17 protein-coding genes are annotated in these 18,840 nt (G+C 62.9%); 5 read left to right on the top strand and 12 right to left on the bottom strand.

Annotation, left to right across the window (positions count from 1 at the left end; translation table 11 throughout):
• The first annotated feature begins 259 nt into the window (after positions 1-259).
• A complete protein-coding gene (locus ACJRPG_RS14715) occupies positions 260-1,000 on the top strand; it encodes a GntR family transcriptional regulator (RefSeq protein WP_408000837.1) in 741 nt (246 codons plus the stop codon).
• A 77-nt stretch (positions 1,001-1,077) separates the two neighbouring features.
• On the opposite strand, the gene ACJRPG_RS14710 is transcribed toward ACJRPG_RS14715, so the two are convergent.
• The 8 genes from ACJRPG_RS14710 to rpsP form a co-directional block, all read right to left on the bottom strand.
• Positions 1,078-3,789, bottom strand: a complete 2,712-nt coding sequence (locus ACJRPG_RS14710) for a M16 family metallopeptidase (RefSeq protein WP_408000836.1) — start codon at positions 3,787-3,789, stop codon at positions 1,078-1,080.
• A gap of 57 nt (positions 3,790-3,846) precedes the next feature.
• Positions 3,847-4,161, bottom strand: a complete 315-nt coding sequence (locus ACJRPG_RS14705) for a DUF3579 domain-containing protein (RefSeq protein ID WP_408000835.1) — start codon at positions 4,159-4,161, stop codon at positions 3,847-3,849.
• A 110-nt stretch (positions 4,162-4,271) separates the two neighbouring features.
• Positions 4,272-5,225: a CobD/CbiB family protein gene (locus ACJRPG_RS14700; protein ID WP_408000834.1), complete on the bottom strand. Its 954-nt coding sequence runs from the start codon at positions 5,223-5,225 to the stop codon at positions 4,272-4,274.
• 56 nt (positions 5,226-5,281) lie between these two features.
• The gene (locus ACJRPG_RS14695; protein ID WP_408000833.1) at positions 5,282-5,941 is read right to left on the bottom strand and encodes a CoA pyrophosphatase; all 660 of its coding nucleotides are present in this window, start codon (positions 5,939-5,941) and stop codon (positions 5,282-5,284) included.
• A 70-nt stretch (positions 5,942-6,011) separates the two neighbouring features.
• Positions 6,012-6,395, bottom strand: coding sequence for a 50S ribosomal protein L19 (gene rplS / locus ACJRPG_RS14690; protein ID WP_408000832.1), 384 nt, complete (start codon positions 6,393-6,395; stop codon positions 6,012-6,014).
• A 99-nt stretch (positions 6,396-6,494) separates the two neighbouring features.
• Positions 6,495-7,241, bottom strand: a complete 747-nt coding sequence (trmD, locus tag ACJRPG_RS14685) for a tRNA (guanosine(37)-N1)-methyltransferase TrmD (RefSeq protein WP_408000831.1) — start codon at positions 7,239-7,241, stop codon at positions 6,495-6,497.
• 14 nt (positions 7,242-7,255) lie between these two features.
• A complete protein-coding gene (rimM, locus tag ACJRPG_RS14680; RefSeq protein ID WP_408000830.1) occupies positions 7,256-7,765 on the bottom strand; it encodes a ribosome maturation factor RimM in 510 nt (169 codons plus the stop codon).
• A gap of 39 nt (positions 7,766-7,804) precedes the next feature.
• Entirely contained in the window at positions 7,805-8,050 is a 246-nt protein-coding gene (rpsP, locus tag ACJRPG_RS14675) for a 30S ribosomal protein S16 (RefSeq protein ID WP_408000829.1), read from the bottom strand.
• A gap of 188 nt (positions 8,051-8,238) precedes the next feature.
• Between rpsP and ACJRPG_RS14670 the strand changes: the two genes are divergently transcribed.
• The gene (locus ACJRPG_RS14670; protein WP_408000828.1) at positions 8,239-8,658 is read left to right on the top strand and encodes an NINE protein; all 420 of its coding nucleotides are present in this window, start codon (positions 8,239-8,241) and stop codon (positions 8,656-8,658) included.
• Positions 8,659-8,727: 69 nt separating this feature from the next.
• On the opposite strand, the gene ACJRPG_RS14665 is transcribed toward ACJRPG_RS14670, so the two are convergent.
• A complete protein-coding gene (locus ACJRPG_RS14665) occupies positions 8,728-12,417 on the bottom strand; it encodes a PKD domain-containing protein (protein WP_408000827.1) in 3,690 nt (1,229 codons plus the stop codon).
• A gap of 167 nt (positions 12,418-12,584) precedes the next feature.
• A complete protein-coding gene (locus tag ACJRPG_RS14660) occupies positions 12,585-13,202 on the bottom strand; it encodes a LysE family translocator (RefSeq protein ID WP_408000826.1) in 618 nt (205 codons plus the stop codon).
• Between the two features lie 66 nt (positions 13,203-13,268).
• Here ACJRPG_RS14660 and ACJRPG_RS14655 point away from each other — a divergent pair, with 66 nt between their 5' ends.
• From ACJRPG_RS14655 to ACJRPG_RS14645, 3 genes are all read left to right on the top strand, one after another.
• Complete coding sequence (locus ACJRPG_RS14655; RefSeq protein WP_408000825.1) at positions 13,269-14,186, top strand: polysaccharide deacetylase family protein; 918 nt, start codon at positions 13,269-13,271, stop codon at positions 14,184-14,186.
• Between the two features lie 70 nt (positions 14,187-14,256).
• Positions 14,257-15,021 (top strand): isocitrate lyase/PEP mutase family protein, encoded by a 765-nt coding sequence (locus tag ACJRPG_RS14650; protein WP_408000824.1) that lies wholly within the window; start codon positions 14,257-14,259, stop codon positions 15,019-15,021.
• Positions 15,008-16,057, top strand: a complete 1,050-nt coding sequence (locus ACJRPG_RS14645) for a bifunctional transcriptional activator/DNA repair enzyme AdaA (RefSeq protein ID WP_408000823.1) — start codon at positions 15,008-15,010, stop codon at positions 16,055-16,057. Before ACJRPG_RS14650 ends, ACJRPG_RS14645 begins: the two co-directional genes overlap by 14 nt.
• Here the strand turns inward: ACJRPG_RS14645 and ACJRPG_RS14640 are convergent.
• Positions 16,048-17,832, bottom strand: coding sequence for an acyl-CoA dehydrogenase (locus ACJRPG_RS14640; protein WP_408000822.1), 1,785 nt, complete (start codon positions 17,830-17,832; stop codon positions 16,048-16,050). The genes ACJRPG_RS14645 and ACJRPG_RS14640 overlap by 10 nt on opposite strands.
• Positions 17,833-17,906: 74 nt before the next feature.
• Entirely contained in the window at positions 17,907-18,839 is a 933-nt protein-coding gene (locus ACJRPG_RS14635; protein WP_408000821.1) for an electron transfer flavoprotein subunit alpha/FixB family protein, read from the bottom strand.
• Between the last annotated feature and the right edge of the window lies 1 nt (position 18,840).

The raw sequence follows: 18,840 nt of genomic DNA, 5'->3' as shown, positions 1-18,840 counted from the left end.
GGTCTTGATGGAAGACCCGGTCCATTCCCTAGTACTGCCACTAACAAAACCAATTGAGCGCCAATATACCTCCATCCAATACCAGAACACTACCAATTTTCATATTTTTTTCACATGTTGTATTGAAAATACATACCACTTTGGGCATTCCGGCGCCCAGATAGCGCTATCTCACAGGGAAAGTGGCGGCATGCCGGTGCGGACCGCTTGTAGACCGGTCTTTTTTGGTATTATCGGCGCGGGATACCTGGAGAAAAAAATGAGTTCGCTTGTAGAAATCATGGCCGCGCTGGGCCAGAACAGCAGCCAGCCGCTGTACCAGCAACTGCAGCGGGCGCTGCGCGAAGCCATCGACAAGCGCATCTTCGGTCCGGACGAAGCGCTGCCGGCCGAGCGCCAGCTGGCGGCGGACCTCTCGATTTCCCGCATCACGGTGCGCAAGGCGATAGACGGGCTGGTGGAAGAAGGCCTGCTGGTGCGCCGGCCCGGTTCCGGCAACTTCATCAACACCCGCATCGAAAAGAATTTTGCGAAGCTGACCAGCTTCTCGGAGGACATGCGCGCCCGCGGCAGGACGCCGCGCAGCGTATGGCTCAAGCGTTCCGAAGGCACGGTGACGCCGGAAGAAGCGCTGCGGCTGCGGCTGAGCCCGGGCGCGCCGGTGTACCGCTTCAACCGCATCCGCTACGCCGATGAGATGCCGATGTGCATTGAGTACGCGACGATCGTCGCCAACGCCCTGCCCTCGCTGGAATCGGTGGACATCTCGATGTATGAAGCGCTGGAAGCAGCGGGCAACCGGCCGGTGCGCGCGCTGCAGCGCCTGTCGGCATTGCTGCTGAGCGCCGAACAGGCCCAGCTGCTGCAAGCGAAGCCGGGTGATGCCGGCCTGGCGGTCGAACGCCTCGGCTTCCTGCGCGACGGCCGCGCCGTCGAATTCTGCCGCTCCATCTTCCGCGGCGACATGTACGACTTCGTCGCCGAACTTTCCACGCCGTAAGCGTCGTTCCCGCGCAGGCGGGAACCTAGGTGCGTGTCGGCGGCTCTCCTGGATTCCCGCCTGCGCGGGAATGACGGTTACTTGGCTTTACTGGAATCGCCGGCGGTGATGACGCTGAGTTGCACGGGGTTGATGGCTTTGCGGAAGGCGGCGTTGACCTGCTCGGCCGTCAGCGATTTGAGGCGCTCTTCGTGCTGCTTGCTGAAGTCGAAGGTGCGGCCGAGGTAGAGGTAGTTGGTCCAGGCGCCCGCCAGCACATTGTCCTTGCTGCGGTTCTGCAATCGCTGCTGCAGCAGGCCGGATTTGGCGCCCGCAACTTCGGCCGCCGTGAAGCCGTCCTTCACCACGCGCTGCAATTCTTCGCGGATCGCCGCGTCCAGTTTCTTCAGGTTCTGCGGCGCCGCGATGGCGCTGATCGTGAAACTGCCCGCGCGGTCAATGTCGCCTGCCGTCAGCGACGAACCGCCGCCATAGGACAGCCCGTCCTTCTGCCGGATGCGGTCCATCAGCCGCGATTTCAGGCCGCCGTCACCGAAGATGTAGTTGGCCAGTTCCAGCGCAGCGTAATCGGGATCGGCTGTGTTCAGGTCCACGTTCATGCGCGCGGTGAAGAAGCCGTTTTCCTTGTCCGGCGTGTCGATAAAGCGCGTAATCGCCTTGCGTTCGGCGTTGGCATCGGGGATGCGCGCATACGGCGCCTTGCTCTGCCAGCCGCCCAGCGTTTCCTGCACAATCTTCGTGGCCTCGTCCTTGTCAAAGTCGCCCACAATCGACATCTCGCCATGCGAGGCGCCGTAGAAATCGCGGTGATAGGCTTTTACATCCTCCAGCTTCATGGCCTTGATTTCCGCGATCTGTTCATCGATCGTCATCACCGCGCGCGGGTCGCCCTTCGGCCAGTGGTCGAAGTATTCGGACATCGCCTGCCCCGCCTTCGTCGCCGGTTCGTTGCGGTCCGCTTCCAGCGCCACGATCCATTGCTGCTTCAGCTGTTCGAATTCGGATTCCGGGAACACCGCATCCTTCAGCACATGCGCCTGCAGCCGCAGTGCCGCCGCCAGGTTCTCGCGCGTGGTCTCGAACTGGTAGACGCTGCCGCCCGCGATTTTCAGGCGCGACAGTTCATCGGCCAGCTGCGTGCGCGTATAGCGCGTGGTGCCGCGCGTCAGCATCTCCTGCGTCAGCGCGGATACCATCGCCTTGCCGAACTGCGATTTCTCGTCGCCCCAGTGCAGGCGCAGGTCCACCGCCACCGTCTGGCCGCGCGTTTTCTTCGGCAGCAGCGCCGCCTTGATGCCGCCGATCTGGCTGATCTCGGTGCGCGCCATGATGTTGTCCTGGCTCGGGTCGAAATTTTCCGAGGTGAGATTGCTTTCCTTGGCCTTGTAGTCCTTGAGGATCCCGGCCGCCGTCGGCGCGGCGCCGATCTCGGCGCGCAGCGGCGAGTCTTCCGGAATGAAGATGCCCACCGTACGGTTGTCGCGCTTCAGGTAGCGTCCTGCCGCTTCGGCCACCTGCTGCGCCGTGATATTCGGCAGGTTGTCGCGCCCCTGGAACAGCAGGCGCCAGTCGCCCAGCGCGATCTGTTCGGACATCGCCACGCCCACCTGCTGCGGATCGTTCAGCGCCTTCTCGATGCCATTGGCGAAGTTGCGGCGCGTGCGTTCCATCTCTTCTTCCGTCACCGGTGTTTTCGCGAAGCCTTCCACCGCCGCGATCAGCTCATCGCGCACCGGCTCGATCGGCTGCCCGAGCTTCACCACGGCCCCGAACAGCTGGATGCCCGGCTGGTAGCCGGTGAGGCCGAAGCTGAATACCTGCGCCGCCTTGCCCGTTTCAACCAGCTGCTTGTGCAGCCTGCCCGTCGGCGTGTCGCCGATGATCTGGCTCATGAAGCTGAGGCGGTCGGCATCGTCGTGCAGGCCCGATGGTACCTTGTACCCCACCAGCACGATCTGCACATCGCCCTTGCGCCGCACCGTGAAATTGCGCTCGCCATCCTGCACCGGCTCCACCGTCCAGAACGGCGGCAGCTTGCGCTTCGGCTTCGGGATCACGCCGAAGGATTTGCTGATCCATGCCAGCGTCTTCGACGGTTCGAATTTGCCCGCGACCAGCAGCACCGCGTTATCCGGCTGGTACCAGGTATGGTAGAAGGCCTGCAGGTTCGCGATGCGCACGTTCTCGATATCGCTGCGGTTGCCGATGGTGGAGCGCCCGTAGCTGTGCCAGTCGTAGGCCACGCTCTGGATGCGCTTCAGCAGCACGCCGAAAGGGTTGTTCTCGCCGCTCTCGTATTCATTGCGCACCACCGTCATTTCCGAATCGAGGTCCTTTTGCGCGATGAAGGACTTCGTCATGCGCTCGGCTTCCATGTCGAGCGCCCATTTCAGGTTTGCATCGCCGGCGGCAAACACCTCGTAATAGTTGGTGCGGTCCAGCGATGTGGTGCCGTTGAATTCCATGCCGCGCTCCGCGAACTGCTGCGTGATGTCGCGGTGCTTTGGCGCGCCCTTGAACATCAGGTGCTCCAGGAGGTGGGCCATGCCGGTCTCGCCGTAGTTCTCATGGCGCGAGCCCACCAGGTAGGTCACGTTGACCGTAACCGTGGGCTTGGACGCATCGGGGAACAGCAGCACCTTGAGCCCATTGGGCAGGCGGTATTCGGTAATGCCTTCCACCGACGGTCCTTTGACGACGCCGGGCGGCAGGGTTTGGGCAAATGCAGGGGGAAGGAAGTGAAGACTGGACAGCAGCAGCGCTGCAACAACGGTGGTACGTGGATTCATGTGGTCTCGCTTACTCGCTCTGAAGCAAAACCGTATCCTACGCCGAATCGGGGAAACTCAGCTCTTTTTCTCTCCGGGTTCGGGTACCAGGCAGGCATCCACCACCTGCAGCTTGTTATCCTTGGCAAATTCGACAACGAAGTTGTAGGCCATCGGCTCGATCTCGCGCAGCGTTTCGCTGACAACGACGGCGCGCACGCCATTGATCATGGTAGGACGCACGAGCGGCGAATACTGCAGGTGGGCATTGCGCCCGCCGCTGCCCTCCGGCCGGAAGCAGGACATCACACCGCACAGCCGTTCCGCCCAGTCGCTGGGACGGAACTGTTTGCCGTCGGTGGTAAGCCCAAGAATGAAAAACTCGCTTGCCATAGGCGCTCGTACAAGGATACGTGGAGAAATCTTGGGTATTATATCTTATAGAAGACTTGGCCGGAAATTCAGAACCGGCCAAGCCCCTATTTTAAGCCTTTCGGCCCTGCTTATCCGAGCCAGACGGCGCCGGACAGCAGCAGAAGCAACATCATCCACAGCAGCAGCGCGCGCCAGACCAGGCCGACCGTGCTCTGCAGCGCGCGTACGCTCGGCTCTTCGCCCGGCAGCGTATCGACTTCTTCATCGGTAATTTCCCCCGCTTCGGACACCACCAGCTTGGCCGCATTCTCCACCGGCGTGCCCAGGCGCACGCCCATCGCGCCCCCGCCTGCCGCCAGGATGATGCCGATGGCCTCATCCTTCCAGCGGTCGGCGAAGTTGCGCCAGGCGTAGACGGCATCCTCGAAGTTGCCCACCACGGCGAAGGCCACCGCCGTCAGCCGGGCCGGAATCCAGTCGATCCAGTAGAAGGCCTTGGCGGCGAACTCGCCGAAGGCCTCGTTGCGCATATGTTCAGGCTCGTTCCACGCGCGGGCCAGGTATTCGGACACGCGGTACATCACCGCCGCGGCCGGGCCGAGCGGCATCAGGAACCAGAAGAACACGCCAAAGACGTTGCGATGCGTGGTGATCAGCGCCTTTTCGACGGCGATGCGCGAGATTTCATTGGCTTCCATGCCAATCGTATCCTGCTTGGTCCATTCGGCAAGCAGGGCGCGCGCGGCAGCCTCGTCGCCGGCATTCAGGGCCAGCTGGATCGAGGTGAAGTAGTGGCTGTAGTGGCGGAAGCCCAGCGTGAGGTAGACGATCAGCACATTCCATGCAAAGGCCGCGAAAATCCAGTTATAGCGCAGCAGCAGCCAGTAAACCAGCGACACCGGCGCCATCAGCGCGAACATCATCAGGAACCAGCCAAGGCGGCCATGCGCGGCATCGCCGGCGTTGAACCAGGTTTCCATGCGCACGGCGAAGGCCTTGATCTCCCGGTACACGGGATTATCCGCACGCAGCGGTTTCAACTGCTCCAGCAGCAATGCAAACAGAATGGAAAGAAAAGTCATCTACGTCCTTAAAATCTGGCGAGCGATAGCAATACCGCAATGCCCGCTACCTTAGCCTATGCGCGCAAAAAATGAAACAGGTTGCGCAGCATGCCCGCCGTGGCGCCCCAGATGAAGTAGTTCTCATAAGGCATGGCATAAAACGAGCGGCGGCCGCTGGGCAGCTGCGCCGACATGCGCTTGTGGTTCAGCCCATCCATCAGGAAGGACATCGGCACCTCGAAAATCTCGGCCACTTCGAAGGTATCGGCTTTCAGTTCGAAAGGCGGGTGCACCAGGCCCACCACCGGCGTCACGGCATAGCCGGTACCCGTATGGTACAGCGGCAGCGTGCCGATCACGTCGATATGGCGGCGCTGCAGGCCGATCTCCTCCTCCGTCTCGCGCAGGGCGGTATCGATGGGCGAGGAATCATATTCTTCGGCGCGGCCGCCTGGGAAGGCAATCTGGCCGGCGTGGTCATTCAGGTGGGCGGTGCGCTGGGTAAGCAGCAGGGTCAGGCCTTCGGGGCGCAGCACCAGCGGCACCAGCACGGCGGCCGGCGTGGCGTTGGGGCGGGGCGCATGCGATTCGTCGGCGGTTTCGGGTGCCCAGTCGGGCGGATTGGCGAAACGCTCGCGCAGCCATTCCGGCGCCAGGCGCTCCAGCATCACGGCCGCTTCACCGGCAATGGCGTCAATCGGCAGCTGGGTGGGATCGAATGCAGGCTTGGCCAAGAGTCGCTCCTTCAAAAGCAAAAAAGGGGCACCAGCGGCACCCCTTCCATCCAAACAACAGACGCGTAGATTACGCTTCTGCTTTCGCCGCAACGCGACGGTTTGGCAGTTTTTCCTTGATACGTGCGGACTTGCCCGAACGCTCGCGCAGGTAGTACAGCTTGGCGCGACGTACGTCACCACGGCGTTTCACTTCGATCGAAGCGATCAGCGGGGAGTACAGCTGGAAGGTACGCTCAACGCCTTCGCCGGACGAGATTTTACGAACGATGAAGTTCGAGTTCAGGCCGCGGTTACGACGAGCGATCACAACGCCTTCGTAAGCCTGGGCGCGCTTGCGGGTGCCTTCAACTACGTTAACGTTCACAACGACGGTGTCGCCAGGTGCAAATTCAGGGATGTTTTTGCCCAGGCGAGCGATTTCTTCTTGCTCGAGTTGTTGAATCAGGTTCATTTTATAAACTCCATTTGCCATCATGCCGGCGCACGTGTTGCCCGGTAGAGGATGGTTTTGCTGCAGCGGGCATCCGGCCCGTTCGGTACACCAGCAGGTTTACAAACCTGCCAAAAACTTTTCGTCCTGCTTGCTCAGCAGGCCGGCTTCGCGGGCTTTCACCAGCAGGTCGGGCCGCTTGCGCGCCGTCGCTTCCAGCATGCGCTCGCGGCGCCATTTCATAATCTCTGCGTGGTTGCCGCCCAGTAGCACCGGCGGCACTGCCACGTCTTCATATACTTCCGGCCGCGTGTAATGCGGCGAATCCAGCAGGCCGTTGACGAAGCTGTCTTCCACCGCCGAAGCATCCGTATTCAGCACGCCGGGCAGCTGCCGCACCACCGCATCCATCAGCGCCATCGCCGGCAGTTCGCCGCCGGACAGCACGAAATCGCCGAGGCTGATCTCTTCGTCCACGCAGCGGTCCAGCAGGCGCTGGTCCACCGCTTCGTAGCGGCCGCACAGAATCACGAGGCCGGGTTCCTGCTTCAGCTGCATCACGCGTTCATGCGTCAACTGCTTGCCCTGCGGGGACATGAACACCACGCGCGGGGCAGGCAAGCCTGCCACCATCTGGCGCTGCTTCGCGGCGCCGATGGTCGCTTCCAGCGGTTTGGCCAGCATCACCATGCCGGGACCGCCACCGTACGGCCGGTCGTCCACGGTGCGGTGGTTGTCGGTGGTGAAATCGCGCGGATTCCACAGCGACAGGCCCCACTTGCCCTGCTCGTGGGCCCGGCGCGTTACGCCGGACTGCGTCAGGGCAGCGAACATTTCAGGGAACAGCGTAATGACGTCGAACTGCATCGGGCGGCTCCGGATCAGTAATCCAGGCCCCAGTCCACGATGATCTTCTTCGCGTCCTTGTCCACCTTGCTCACGTACTGGTCCACAAAGGGGATCAGGCGCTCGTCCTGACCTTCGCTGGCCACGCGGAGAATGGATTGCGGCCCATTGCTCATCATGTCCACCACGGCGCCGAGGCGCTCGCCCTGCAGATTTTCCACGTCCAGGCCGATCAGGTCGGCCCAGTAAAATTCATCTTCTTCCAGCTGCGGGAAGGCGCTGCGCGGCACGGAGACGGCGGCGCCTTTCAGCGCTTCAGCCAGGTCACGGTCGTCCAGGCCGACCAGCGTGGCAACCACGTCTCCACCATGCAACTTGGCCCGCCTGACGCTCACGTCATGCAGGCCCGGCTTGTCCAGCCACCAGGTTTTGGCGCTCAGCAGCGCATCGGCATCGGTGGAAAAAGGACGAACCCTGATTCCACCCGCAACACCATAGGCACCGGAGACAAAGCCTACCTGTACCAGATCGTCGGGGATTTCCACCCCGGATGCAGTCTTGCCGGCCAAAACCCGAAGCGAAACTTAGGCTGCTTTGTTGCCAGCGACCAGGCGAGCAACAGCTGGGGACAGCTGTGCGCCCACGCCTTGCCAGTACGACAGGCGGTCTTCAGCGACGCGGAAAGGCACTTCCTGGCCCGATGCCATCGGGTTGTAGAAGCCGATACGCTCAACGAAGCGGCCGTCGCGGCGATTGCGGGAATCGGTTGCAACGATGTTGTAGAAAGGACGCTTTTTTGCGCCACCACGAGCTAAACGAATAACGACCATAATATTTCCAGAAAAGTGTGCTGAGTCGGAAAAAGCCGCAAATTATAGCGTGCTTTTCCTCCGACGGGCAAGCATTAACAACAAAGGTGGGTATTTCGGGTAATCCATGATTATCGCTCAGTCCCGGCATTGGGGCAAGCCGTTTTCTTGTGCGATACTGCCGCCTTTGCCCCTATTTCCCAGCAAACATGCCAGTTTCGCAACACAAGAACAAGACCTTCACTACCCTGCTGGCCGCCGTACTGGGCGGAGTGGGCGCTCACCGCTTCTATCTCAAGGGGATGGGCGACCGCTGGGGCTGGGCCCACGCCATTTCCCTGCCCCTGTGCGGCGTGGTGATGAGCGTGGCCCCGCAGGCCAACTGGTATTTCCATTACCTGCCGCTGACGCTCTCGATGCTGGTGGGTTTCATTGAAGCCCTCGTCATCGGCCTCACGCCGGACGAGAAATGGGATGCCGCACACAATGCCGCCTCCGGCCGCCAGAGCCGTTCCGGCTGGCTCCTGGCCCTGATCCTGGTCGCCACCGTGATGGTCGGCGCCGCCACCATGATTGCCACCCTCGCCCGCCTGTTCGACCTGCTCTACACCGGCGGCGCCTACGGCTGAAAAAGAAAACCCTGCCGGCGACGCCACCGGCAGGGTTTTCACCCACTTCAACAGACTGCTACAACACCGTTACTGCAGGAACGCTTTCTTCGCGGCGTTCATCAGCGGATTGGTCTTGCCATCCGGGCTGCCATAGTTGATGACCCAGATGATGGCGCCGCCGGTGCCGGTCTCGCGCACCCACTTGCCCTTGGCGGCGATACTGGCTTCGTCTTCGTAGCTCAGCATGCCGGCGCCCTTGAAGCCTGCGCCCGGGTACGAGCGGTAGCCCATCTTCGCCGTGTCATCCCAGTGGTAGCTGCCGTTGCTCAGGTAGCCGCCGCGCACCAGCTGGGCATAGCTCAGGCTCGTGTCGCTGTTATTCATCGGCGTTACCGGCTGGTCCGGACCCGTTACCGGCGGCGCGTAGCTCATGCCGTAGAAGCCGATGCCCACGCCCAGCTTCTTGCGGTCAATGCCCGCGTTCTGGTAGGCCTGGATGCTGGAGCTCACGTCCATCGGATGCGAGGTGGTATGGCCTTCGATCGGGCTGAAGGTGGTGGAAGTCCAGCCGTCGGCCGCGAAGCCCAGTGCATAGCTCATCAGGTTGAACTGGTCCACGATGGAGGCCACGGTCACTTTCCATTCCGGCACCGTTTCGTAGTTCATGTTCATCGCGTAGTTCGGGAACGTGATCAGGAACGGATTCGACGGGTTCTGCCAGCGGGCGCGCAGCTTGGCGCCGGCGCGCAGGTCGGCGATCAGCGCGGTCAGGCGGAACTTGGCCTGGTCGGTATCCAGCACGTCTTCCCAATCGAGGTCGATGCCGTCGTAGTCGTGCGCTTCCAGGTAGTCCAGGATGTTCTTCACGAACACAGGACGCAGGCTCGGCGAGGTCGAACGCAGGAAGCCATTACCGTCGCCCATGCCGCCGATCATCAGCAGCGCTTTCACGCCCGACTGGTGCGCACGTTCCACCAGGTAGTCTTCCACGCTCTTGGCGGTCAGGCTGCCCAGGATGCCCGGCTGGTGCGCCGTGCCTGCGCCCAGCACCACTTCACCCGGCTGGCCGCCCAGGGTGCCGCCGCCAGGCGCCACGCGGCCGAACACGTAGTGGCTCATGGTGCTCATGTCCACATACTGCGGTTCGAACTCAGGCCAGAACCAGCCCGCGTAGTACGCCGTTACCCATGGCTTGGCGCCGTTTGCTGCCGGCACAGGCTCCAGCGGCGGCATCACGTCCGGCGGTGGCGGGAAGTCGGCCAGCATGGCGGAGGTGGTGGAGGCGCTCACGCCTTTGCTATCGGTAACAGTCAGCGTCACCAGGTAGGTGCCGGCTGCGGCGTAGGTGTGCGATACATTGGCGCCGGTGGCGGTGCCGCCATCGCCGAAGTTCCAGTGGTAGCTGGCAACGGGCTTGTTATCCACATCGCTCGACTGCGTGCCATCGAAGTTGAAGCGCAGTTCGGTGGTGGACGGCATGGCAGAATTGAAGCGTGCGTATGGCTGCACGCTGTCCGCGCCCATCAGGAAGGACTGCTTCACCGCATTCAGCAGCGGGTTGTTCAGGCCATCCGGCGAACCGTAGTTGATGGTCCAGATGATGGCGCCGCCCAGCTGCTTGTTGCGCACGAACTTACCCTTGGCCGCGATGCTGCGCGGATCTTCGTAGCTGAGGAAGCCCGAGGTGCCCCAGTTGTATTCGGCGTGGCCGGTGAAGCCGCCCGGATAATAGCGGTAAGAGGCCTGCGCTTCTTCATCCCACACATAGGTGCCGGCGGACAGGAAGCCGCCATTCACCAGGTTCGCGTAGCTCCAGGTGGCGTCGTTCGATTCCTGCATGCTCACCGGCTGGTTCGGGCCCGTAACCGGCGGCGCATAGCTGGATGCGTAGAAGCCGATGCCGATGCCGATCTTGCCCGGCATGATGCCCGCGTCGATATAGGCCTGCACCGAGCTCGATACATCGCTTGGGTGGGTGCCGGCCTGGCCGTACAGCGGCGAGAAGTGCCAGGTGGTCCAGCCGCCGTGGGCGAAGGCCATCTCGTAGCTCATGATATTGAACTGGTCGACCATCTTCGCGATGTCCACTTTCCACTGCGGTACCACGTCGTAGTTCATGTTCAGGATGCTGGTCGGGTAAGTGATGATCAGCGGACGGTCGCGGTAGCGCGCATGGACCGAGGCCGCCGATTTCAGCTCAGTGACCAATGCCAGCAGCTGGCCGGTTTCCTGTGCATCATCCAGCTCGTCTTCCCAATCGATGTCCACGCCGTCGTAGTCATGCGCGGCCAGGTAGTTCAGCAGGTTGCTGATGAAGGTAGTGCGCACGCCCGGCTTGGTGGACGCCACGAAGCCCGGACCATCGAAGTTCCCGCCCAACATCAGCAGCGCCTTGATGCCCGCGGAGTGCGCGCGCTGCACGAAGAAGTCCTCCACGCTGCGGGTGCTGACGTTCGCCGGCAGTTGGCCAGGGTCATGCGCGGTGCCTGCGCCCGGAACGATCTGGCCCGGCGTGCCGCCCAGCGTGCCGCCGCCCGGCGCCACGCGGCCGAACACGGCGTGCGTCATCGCGCTCATGTCGATGTTCTGCGGCTGGTAATCATTCCAGAACCAGCCCGCGTAATAGCCGCTGACCCATGGCTTGCCCGCGGTGCTCACGGTACCCACGGTGACAGGCACCTGGACGGTCGATACGCCGCCCAGGTTATCGGTCACAGTAAGGGTTGCGTTATAGCTGCCTGCAGTCTTGTACGTACGGCTGGCGCGCACGCCGGTGCCCTTGCCACCGTCGCCGAAGTCCCAGGCATAGCTGACGATCTTGCCGTCGCTGTCGGTGGAGGCGGAAGCATCGAAGTTCACGGCCAGCTTGCCGCTGACCGGCGCGCCGAAGGCGCTGGCAACGGGCAGGTTGTTCTTCACACCAGCAGTGACCGGAACGGCAATCTTCGCCGTGGCGCCGCGGTTATCGGTCACGGTCAGGCTGGCGGCGTACTGGCCTGCTGCCTTGTAAGTATGGGAAACCTTCGCGCCGCTCCCTTTCAGGCCATTGCCGAAGTCCCAGCTGTATTTGGCGATCTTGCCATCGCTGTCAGTGGAGGCGGAGCCGTCGAAGGCGACAACGAACTTGCCGGTGGTCTGCGTGGCCGTCGCGGCTGCAACCGGCGGCAAGTTGCCGACGATGGCGACCGGCACAGGCACCGTGGCGCTGGCCTTCTCGTTATCGGTCACTGTCAGCGTGGCGGCATACTGCCCTGCTGCCTTGTAGGTGTGGCTGATCTTCGCACCGGTGCCCTTGGTGCCGTCGCCGAAGTCCCAGGCATAGGACGTGATCTTCCCGTCCGGGTCTTTCGAACTGCTGCCATCAAATACCGCAATCAGGGTGCCGTCGGTCGGTTTGACGGTGGCGCCGGGTTCCGGCAGCACGTTCGGCTTGCCGACGACGGTAACAGCGAAGTTCTTGCTGACAGTCGCGCCAGCGTTGTCCTTCACCGTCAGCGTGGCGGTGTAGCTACCAGCCTTGGCGTACACGTGGCTGACATCCATGCCGGTCGCCGTTTTCCCGTCGCCGAACTTCCAGGTCCAGGAAACAAGCTGGCCATCCACATCGGTGGAATCGCCGCCGGCGAAAACAAGAATAGGCTCACCAGGGAACTGCTCCCAGTGCACAACTGGGACAGGCGGGACATTCTTTGTCGCCGCCATGGGCACGGCAGGCATTAATGCGGCTGCCGTACCTAGCGCCATCAGCGTGGCGCGCGCGATCATTTTGATCTTCATTGTCGGTCCAAAAGAGGGCCGTGCGGACAATTCCGGACGGCAACAATGTCAGATTAGCGCATGATCGTGCCGTTTTATTACCTCCCTACAAATCCGCTGAAAAGTCCCTACAATTCGTGACAAATATCCCCGGTTCAGCGCAGAAATCCACCGGTTCGGCGCACCCCTCAGACGCGCCGGGACAACAGCAGGCCAAGGCCGGCGCCACCGAGCAGCGTTGCACAGCTGCGGTTGAACAGCCGGCGGCCGCGCGGCTGGCCGAGGAAGCGCTTCATGCCGAGCCCCATCCAGGCATACAGGCCGATGGCCACGAGCTCAAACAGCAGGAACAGTGCACCGAGGATTGTGAACTGCAAGGCCATCGATTGGCGCGGATCGACAAATTGCGGCAGGAAGGCCGTGAACACCAGGATGGCTTTCGGGTTGCCTGCCGCAACAAGGAATTCTTGCCGCGCCAGTTGCCAGAGGGTGGCGCCAGCTTGCACCTCACCTTCAGCTTCGGGAACCGCGCGCCACAGCTGCCACGCAATATAGAACAGGTACAGCGCGCCTACGGTCTTGATGACCGTGAACAGCAGCTGGGAAGTATGCAGCACCACCGCCAGTCCGGCCGAGGCCAGCGCGATCATGCCCGCAAAGGCAAGCAGGCGCCCGGCGCCCGCCAGCCAGGCCGCGCGCAGGCCATAGCGGGTGGCGTTGCTGATCGAAAGCAGATTATTGGGGCCGGGCGCCATATTGATGGCGAAGCAGGCGGGGACGAACAGCAGCAGGGTGGCGTATTCCATGGTGGTTCCGTTGGCAGACTTTCACGTAATATACCGCAGCGCTTCCACCAACGATAAGGAGACAAGGTGCGACAACTCAGATTCATCGCCGCTGCAGTCATGGCCTGCGCCACGTTCGCCGTGCAGGCCCAATCCGTCGCTTTTACCTTCGACGACGGCCCGCATTCCAGCGACGGCCCGCGCATGAATGCGCAGCAGCGCAACCAGGCCATGCTGGCTGCGCTGGCCAGGCACCAGGTCAAGGCCGCATTGTTCGTCACCTGCGGCAACGGCGCCAATACGCCTGAGGGACTGGCGCTGGCGCGCGCCTGGGGCGATGCAGGCCATGTGGTCGGCAACCATACGATGACGCATCCGGACCTGCACAAGATTGCGCTCGCCGACTACCAGCGTGAAATCACGGACTGCGACAACATCATCAGCGGCCTGCCCGGCTACCGGAAATGGTTCCGCTTCACCTTCCTGCGCGAAGGGAACACACCGGAGAAGCGCGACGGCATGCGCAGCTTCCTGGCGCAGCAGGACTACCGCAATGCCTATGTGAGCCTGGACACCAGCGATTGGCGCCTGAATGGCAAGCTGCTGGAGGTGCTGCAGCGCGACCCGCAAGCCGACGTGAGCGCCATCCGCACGGCCTATCTCGGCCACGTGAAGCAGCGCGCCCTCGCCTACCGCGCCCTGTCGCAGAAACTGCAGGGCCGCGATATCGCGCAGGTCATCCTGCTGCACCACAATCTCATCAACGCGATGTGGCTGGGCGACGTGATCGCCATGTTCAAGGACATGGGCTGGACCATCACCACGCCCGAAGCGGCATTTGCAGATCCGGTCTATGCACTGGCGCCGGACCGTCCCGTTGCCGGCCAGAGCCTGCTGCTGTCGATGGCGCGCGTGCTGGGCCTCGGCAAATTCGAAGGCTGGGACAGGCTGGTGGACGATGGCGACTACGAGATCGCTGCCATTGCCGCCGGCGAGAAAAAATAGTCGTCCGTTTTTCGGTTGCCGCAGCTTCGCAGGCGGCGCTAAGCTCAGTACTCATTCACCGGAGACCCACATGACCAGTTTCGCCGCACTGCATAAGGCTGAAGTCCCCTTCATCATCGCCAACGTATGGGATGTGCCCAGTGCCCATGCCGCAGCGGAAGCAGGCTACCCCGCGCTCGGCACTTCCAGCGCCGCCATCGCCAGCATGCTGGGCTACCAGGACGGGCAGGACATGTCCTTCGAAGACCTGTTCCATATTGTGAGCCGTATCCGCGCCTGCAGCACGCTGCCGCTCAGCGTGGATATCGAAGCCGGCTATGCGGAATCCGCCGAAAGTACGGCTGTTAATGCGCAGCGGCTGCAGGCGCTTGGCGTAGCGGGCATCAATGTGGAGGACAGCCTTGTCATCGAAGGCAAGCGCCAGCTGCTGCCGGCGGAATTCCTCGCCGAACGGATTGCGGCCATCAAGCGTACCTGCCCCGGCCTCTTCATCAATGCCCGCACCGACACCTTCCTGCTCGGCGTTCCGCAGGCACTGCAGGAGACGATCGCACGCGGCCGCCTTTACGCGGAACACGGCGCGGACGGCTACTTCGTGCCCTGCATCACCGAACCCGCCGCCATGCGCGAGGTAAGCGGCGCGGTCACGCTGCCGCTCAACGTGATGTGCATGCCCACGCTGCCCGACTTTGCGACGCTGGGCGCCCACGGCGTGAAGCGCATCAGCATGGGCAATTTCGTGCATGGCAAACTGAAACAGCGCCTGGGCATCGAGCTGGCCCGCATCCAGGCTGCGCAGAGCTTCGCTTCCCTCTTTGCCGATGAAGATCAGTGACCCTGCCGCGGCCGCACGCTGCTACCGCGCCCTCCTGGACCGCTCCCCGGAACATGTGGGCGCCTTCTACGCGGCGGTAAAGACCACCGGCATTTTCTGCATCTCCACCTGCCGCGCGCGCAAGCCGAAACAGGCCAATGTCGACTTCTTCTCGGATATGCGGGAGCCGCTTGCACTCGGTTTCAGGCCATGCAAGGTGTGCCGCCCGACGGAAAGCAGTCCGGACGTGCCACCGCAAGTCGAACGCGCCATGGCACTCGTGCGCGCGCATCCGGCGCATCGCGTGCCGGACAAGGAACTGCGCGCGCTGGGCCTGAGCCCGGAACTGATACGGCGCTGGTTCCTCAAGCATCACGGCCACAGCTTCCAGGCTTACCAGCGCATGCTGCGTGTGAACGCCGCCATGACGGACCTCAAGGAAGGCCGCAGCACCATCGATGCCGCCCTCAGCAGCGGTTACGAGTCGCTGAGCGGCTTCGCTTACACGGTAAAGAAAATGACAGGAAAGGCGCCAAGCAAAGCTGCGCAGCCGCTGGTCATGCAGCGCTTCTCAAGCCCGCTGGGCCCCATGTTCGTATGCGCCAGCGATAAAGGCGTATGCCTGCTGGAATTCGCAGACCGGCCGATTCTGGACAAGGAACTGCGCCAGCTGGAGCGCCATTACGGCAGCAGCATCCTCGCGGGCGAAAACGCGCATACGCGTGCAGCGGCGGCGCAGATGCTGGAATACATGGAAGGTAAGCGCAGCACATTCAGCGTGCCGCTGGACATACCGGGCACCGAATTCCAGCTCAAGGTATGGCAAGCGCTGCGAGAACTTCCGCACGGCGCCACCACCCACTATGCGGCACTGGCGGAGCGCATCGGCGCACCGAGCGCGACGCGCGCTGCGGCGGCGGCCAATGGCGCCAACCGCATCGCGATCATCATTCCCTGCCACCGTGTGATAGGCAAGGACGGATCACTCACCGGCTACGGCGGGGGACTCGCGCGCAAGCAATGGCTGCTTGCGCACGAACAGGCCGGTCAGAACTGATCGACCGGCAGGCCGAGCACGCCGGCGCTGCCTTCAACGATGGCCGCGCGCATGCCGGTGGAGCCGGACAGGATGTGCTCCGCGAAGAAGCGCGAGGTCACGATCTTGGCCTTGTAGAAGCCCGCATCGCCATCGCCCGCATCCAGCTTCTGCTGCGCGATGATGGCGGCGCGCGCCATCTGCCAGCCACCCAGCACGATGCCGGCCAGCTTCAGGTACAGCACGGAACCGGAGAACACCGCCTTGATGTCGCTGCGGGTATTGTTCACCACGAAGTCCACTACGGCTTCCAGGTCGTTCGCGCCCTGCTCCAGGTGCTTGCGGATGGCTGCGAAGTCCGCACCATCGCCCAGCGCCGCGGCGGTGGCACGTGCCTCGGCGATCAGGCCCTTTGCCACCGCGCCGCCGTCACGCACGGTCTTGCGGCCGATCAGGTCATTGGCCTGGATGGCGGTAGTCCCTTCGTAGATCGTGAGGATCTTCGAATCGCGGTAGTGCTGCGCCGCGCCGGTTTCTTCGATGAAGCCCATGCCGCCGTGCACCTGCACGCCGTCGCGGGTGACATTCTCGGACATCTCGGTGGACCATCCCTTCACGATCGGCACCAGGAATTCATACACGGCCTGGTTCTGCTTGCGCACATCCGCGTCCGCGTGATGATGCGCCACGTCGTGGATGCCCGCCGCCACATAGGCCAGCGCGCGCGCCGCCTCGGTCTGCGAACGCATCGACATCAGCATGCGGCGCACATCCGGGTGGTTGATGATGGCAACGCCGCTTTCCGAACCCGCCAGGTCTTTCGACTGCACGCGGTCCTTGGCGAAGGCCACGGCCTGCTGGTAAGCACGCTCCGCCACGCCCACGCCCTGCATGCCGACACCGAAGCGGGCCGCGTTCATCATGATGAACATGTATTCCAGGCCGCGGTTCTCCTCGCCCACCAGCGTGCCGATGGCGCCGCCGTTGTCGCCGAACTGCAGCACGGCGGTCGGCGATGCCTTGATGCCCAGCTTGTGTTCGATGGATACGCAGTGCGCGTCATTGCGCTCGCCCAGCGAACCGTCCTTGTTCACCATGTACTTCGGCACGATGAACAGCGAAATGCCCTTCACACCCGGCGGCGCATCCGGCGTGCGCGCCAGCACGAGGTGGATGATGTTCTCCGCCATATCGTGCTCGCCGTAGGTGATGAAGATCTTGGTGCCGAAGATCTTGTAGGTGCCGTCGCCCTGCGGCACGGCGCGGGTGCGCACGGCGGCCAGGTCGGAACCGGCCTGCGGCTCCGTGAGGTTCATGGTGCCAGTCCACTTGCCGGTGATCAGCGGCTCCAGGAAAGTGGCCTTCTGCTCGTCGCTGCCTGCGGTCAGCAGCGCTTCAATCGCGCCGTCGGTCAGCAGCGCCACCAGCGCGAAGGACAGGTTGGCGCCATGCAGCATCTCCACGCATGGCGTGCCCACCAGCTTCGGCAGGCCCTGGCCGCCGAATTCCTGCGGATGCTGCAGGCCTTGCCAGCCCGCTTCCACGAACTGGCGGAAGGCTTCCTTGAAACCCTTGGCCGTCGTTACCTGGCCGTCGTGCCAGTAGCTCGGTTCCTTGTCGCCCGAATGGTTCAGCGGCGCCACAACGCCGCTGACGAATTTCGCATTCTCTTCCAGCACCGCTTCCGCCGTTTCTGGCGTAGCGTCTTCGCAGCCCGGCAGCTGGCTCACGGCGGCCAGGCCGGCCAGTTCGTTCATCACGAACTGCATCTCTTTCAGGGGGGCTTGATAGCTCATGTCTCACTCCAAGAAAACAAGCCACGGTGGCACGGACAAACCGGCCAGCGTGGCTTGGTAATTTAATTCAGTGTTCAGCCCAGTTCTTTGACCAGTTCCGGCACCACTTCAAACAGATCGCCCACGATGCCGTAGTCGGCAACCGAGAAGATCGGCGCTTCAGGATCCTTGTTGATGGCGACGATGGTCTTCGAATCCTTCATGCCGGCCAAATGCTGGATGGCGCCGGAGATGCCGACGGCGATGTACAGCGAAGGCGCAACGATCTTGCCGGTCTGGCCAACCTGCCAGTCGTTCGGCACGAAGCCCGCGTCCACGGCGGCGCGCGATGCGCCCATGGCGGCGTTCAGCTTGTCGGCCAGCGGCTCCAGGACCTTGAAGTTCTCGGCCGAACCGATGCCACGGCCGCCGGACACGATGATCTTCGCTGCGGTCAGTTCCGGACGGTCCGACTTGGCCACTTCACGGCCCACGAAGGACGACTTGCCCACGTCGGCCACGGCGGCCACGTTTTCGGTGGCAGCCGAACCGCCGGTGGCGGCAGCGGCGTCGAAGCCGGTGGTGCGGACGGTGATGACTTTCACCTTGTCCGAAGACTGCACGTAGGCGATGGCATTACCGGCATAGATAGGACGCTCGAAGGTGTCCGGCGCATCCACTTTGGTGATTTCCGAGATCTGTGCCACGTCCAGCTTGGCGGCCACGCGCGGCAGGATGTTCTTGCCGTAGGCGGTAGCAGGCGCCAGGATGTGCGAGTAGCTGCCCGCAACAGCCAGGATCTGCTCGGCGACGTTTTCAGCCAGGCCTTCGGCGAAGTACGGCGCGTCGGCGACCAGCACTTTGGAAACGCCTGCGATCTGCGCAGCGGCGGCAGCGGCGGCGGAAGCATTGCTGCCTGCAACCAGCACGTGCACTTCGCCGCCGCATTGGGCGGCCGCGGTCACGGTGTGGTGGGTGCTGCCTTTCAGGCTGGCGTTGTCGTGTTCTGCAATAACGAGTGCGACCATG

Origin of the sequence: Pseudoduganella rhizocola (assembly GCF_045984285.3) — a bacterium.
In the GTDB taxonomy this organism is placed as follows: domain Bacteria; phylum Pseudomonadota; class Gammaproteobacteria; order Burkholderiales; family Burkholderiaceae_D; genus Rugamonas.
This window is presented reverse-complemented; position numbering and strand designations above follow the sequence as displayed.

Excerpts from the sequence above, each read along its gene's own strand:
- ACJRPG_RS14715 (WP_408000837.1), top strand. The coding sequence starts at position 260 with ATGAGTTCGCTTGTAGAAATCATGGCCGCGCTGGGCCAGAACAGCAGC.
- ACJRPG_RS14710 (WP_408000836.1), bottom strand. The coding sequence starts at position 3,789 with ATGAATCCACGTACCACCGTTGTTGCAGCGCTGCTGCTGTCCAGTCTT.
- ACJRPG_RS14705 (WP_408000835.1), bottom strand. The coding sequence starts at position 4,161 with ATGGCAAGCGAGTTTTTCATTCTTGGGCTTACCACCGACGGCAAACAG.
- ACJRPG_RS14700 (WP_408000834.1), bottom strand. The coding sequence starts at position 5,225 with ATGACTTTTCTTTCCATTCTGTTTGCATTGCTGCTGGAGCAGTTGAAA.
- rplS (WP_408000832.1), bottom strand. The coding sequence starts at position 6,395 with ATGAACCTGATTCAACAACTCGAGCAAGAAGAAATCGCTCGCCTGGGC.
- trmD (WP_408000831.1), bottom strand. The coding sequence starts at position 7,241 with ATGCAGTTCGACGTCATTACGCTGTTCCCTGAAATGTTCGCTGCCCTG.
- rpsP (WP_408000829.1), bottom strand. The coding sequence starts at position 8,050 with ATGGTCGTTATTCGTTTAGCTCGTGGTGGCGCAAAAAAGCGTCCTTTC.
- ACJRPG_RS14670 (WP_408000828.1), top strand. The coding sequence starts at position 8,239 with ATGCCAGTTTCGCAACACAAGAACAAGACCTTCACTACCCTGCTGGCC.
- ACJRPG_RS14665 (WP_408000827.1), bottom strand. The coding sequence starts at position 12,417 with ATGAAGATCAAAATGATCGCGCGCGCCACGCTGATGGCGCTAGGTACG.
- ACJRPG_RS14660 (WP_408000826.1), bottom strand. The coding sequence starts at position 13,202 with ATGGAATACGCCACCCTGCTGCTGTTCGTCCCCGCCTGCTTCGCCATC.
- ACJRPG_RS14650 (WP_408000824.1), top strand. The coding sequence starts at position 14,257 with ATGACCAGTTTCGCCGCACTGCATAAGGCTGAAGTCCCCTTCATCATC.
- ACJRPG_RS14645 (WP_408000823.1), top strand. The coding sequence starts at position 15,008 with ATGAAGATCAGTGACCCTGCCGCGGCCGCACGCTGCTACCGCGCCCTC.
- ACJRPG_RS14640 (WP_408000822.1), bottom strand. The coding sequence starts at position 17,832 with ATGAGCTATCAAGCCCCCCTGAAAGAGATGCAGTTCGTGATGAACGAA.
- ACJRPG_RS14635 (WP_408000821.1), bottom strand. The coding sequence starts at position 18,839 with ATGGTCGCACTCGTTATTGCAGAACACGACAACGCCAGCCTGAAAGGC.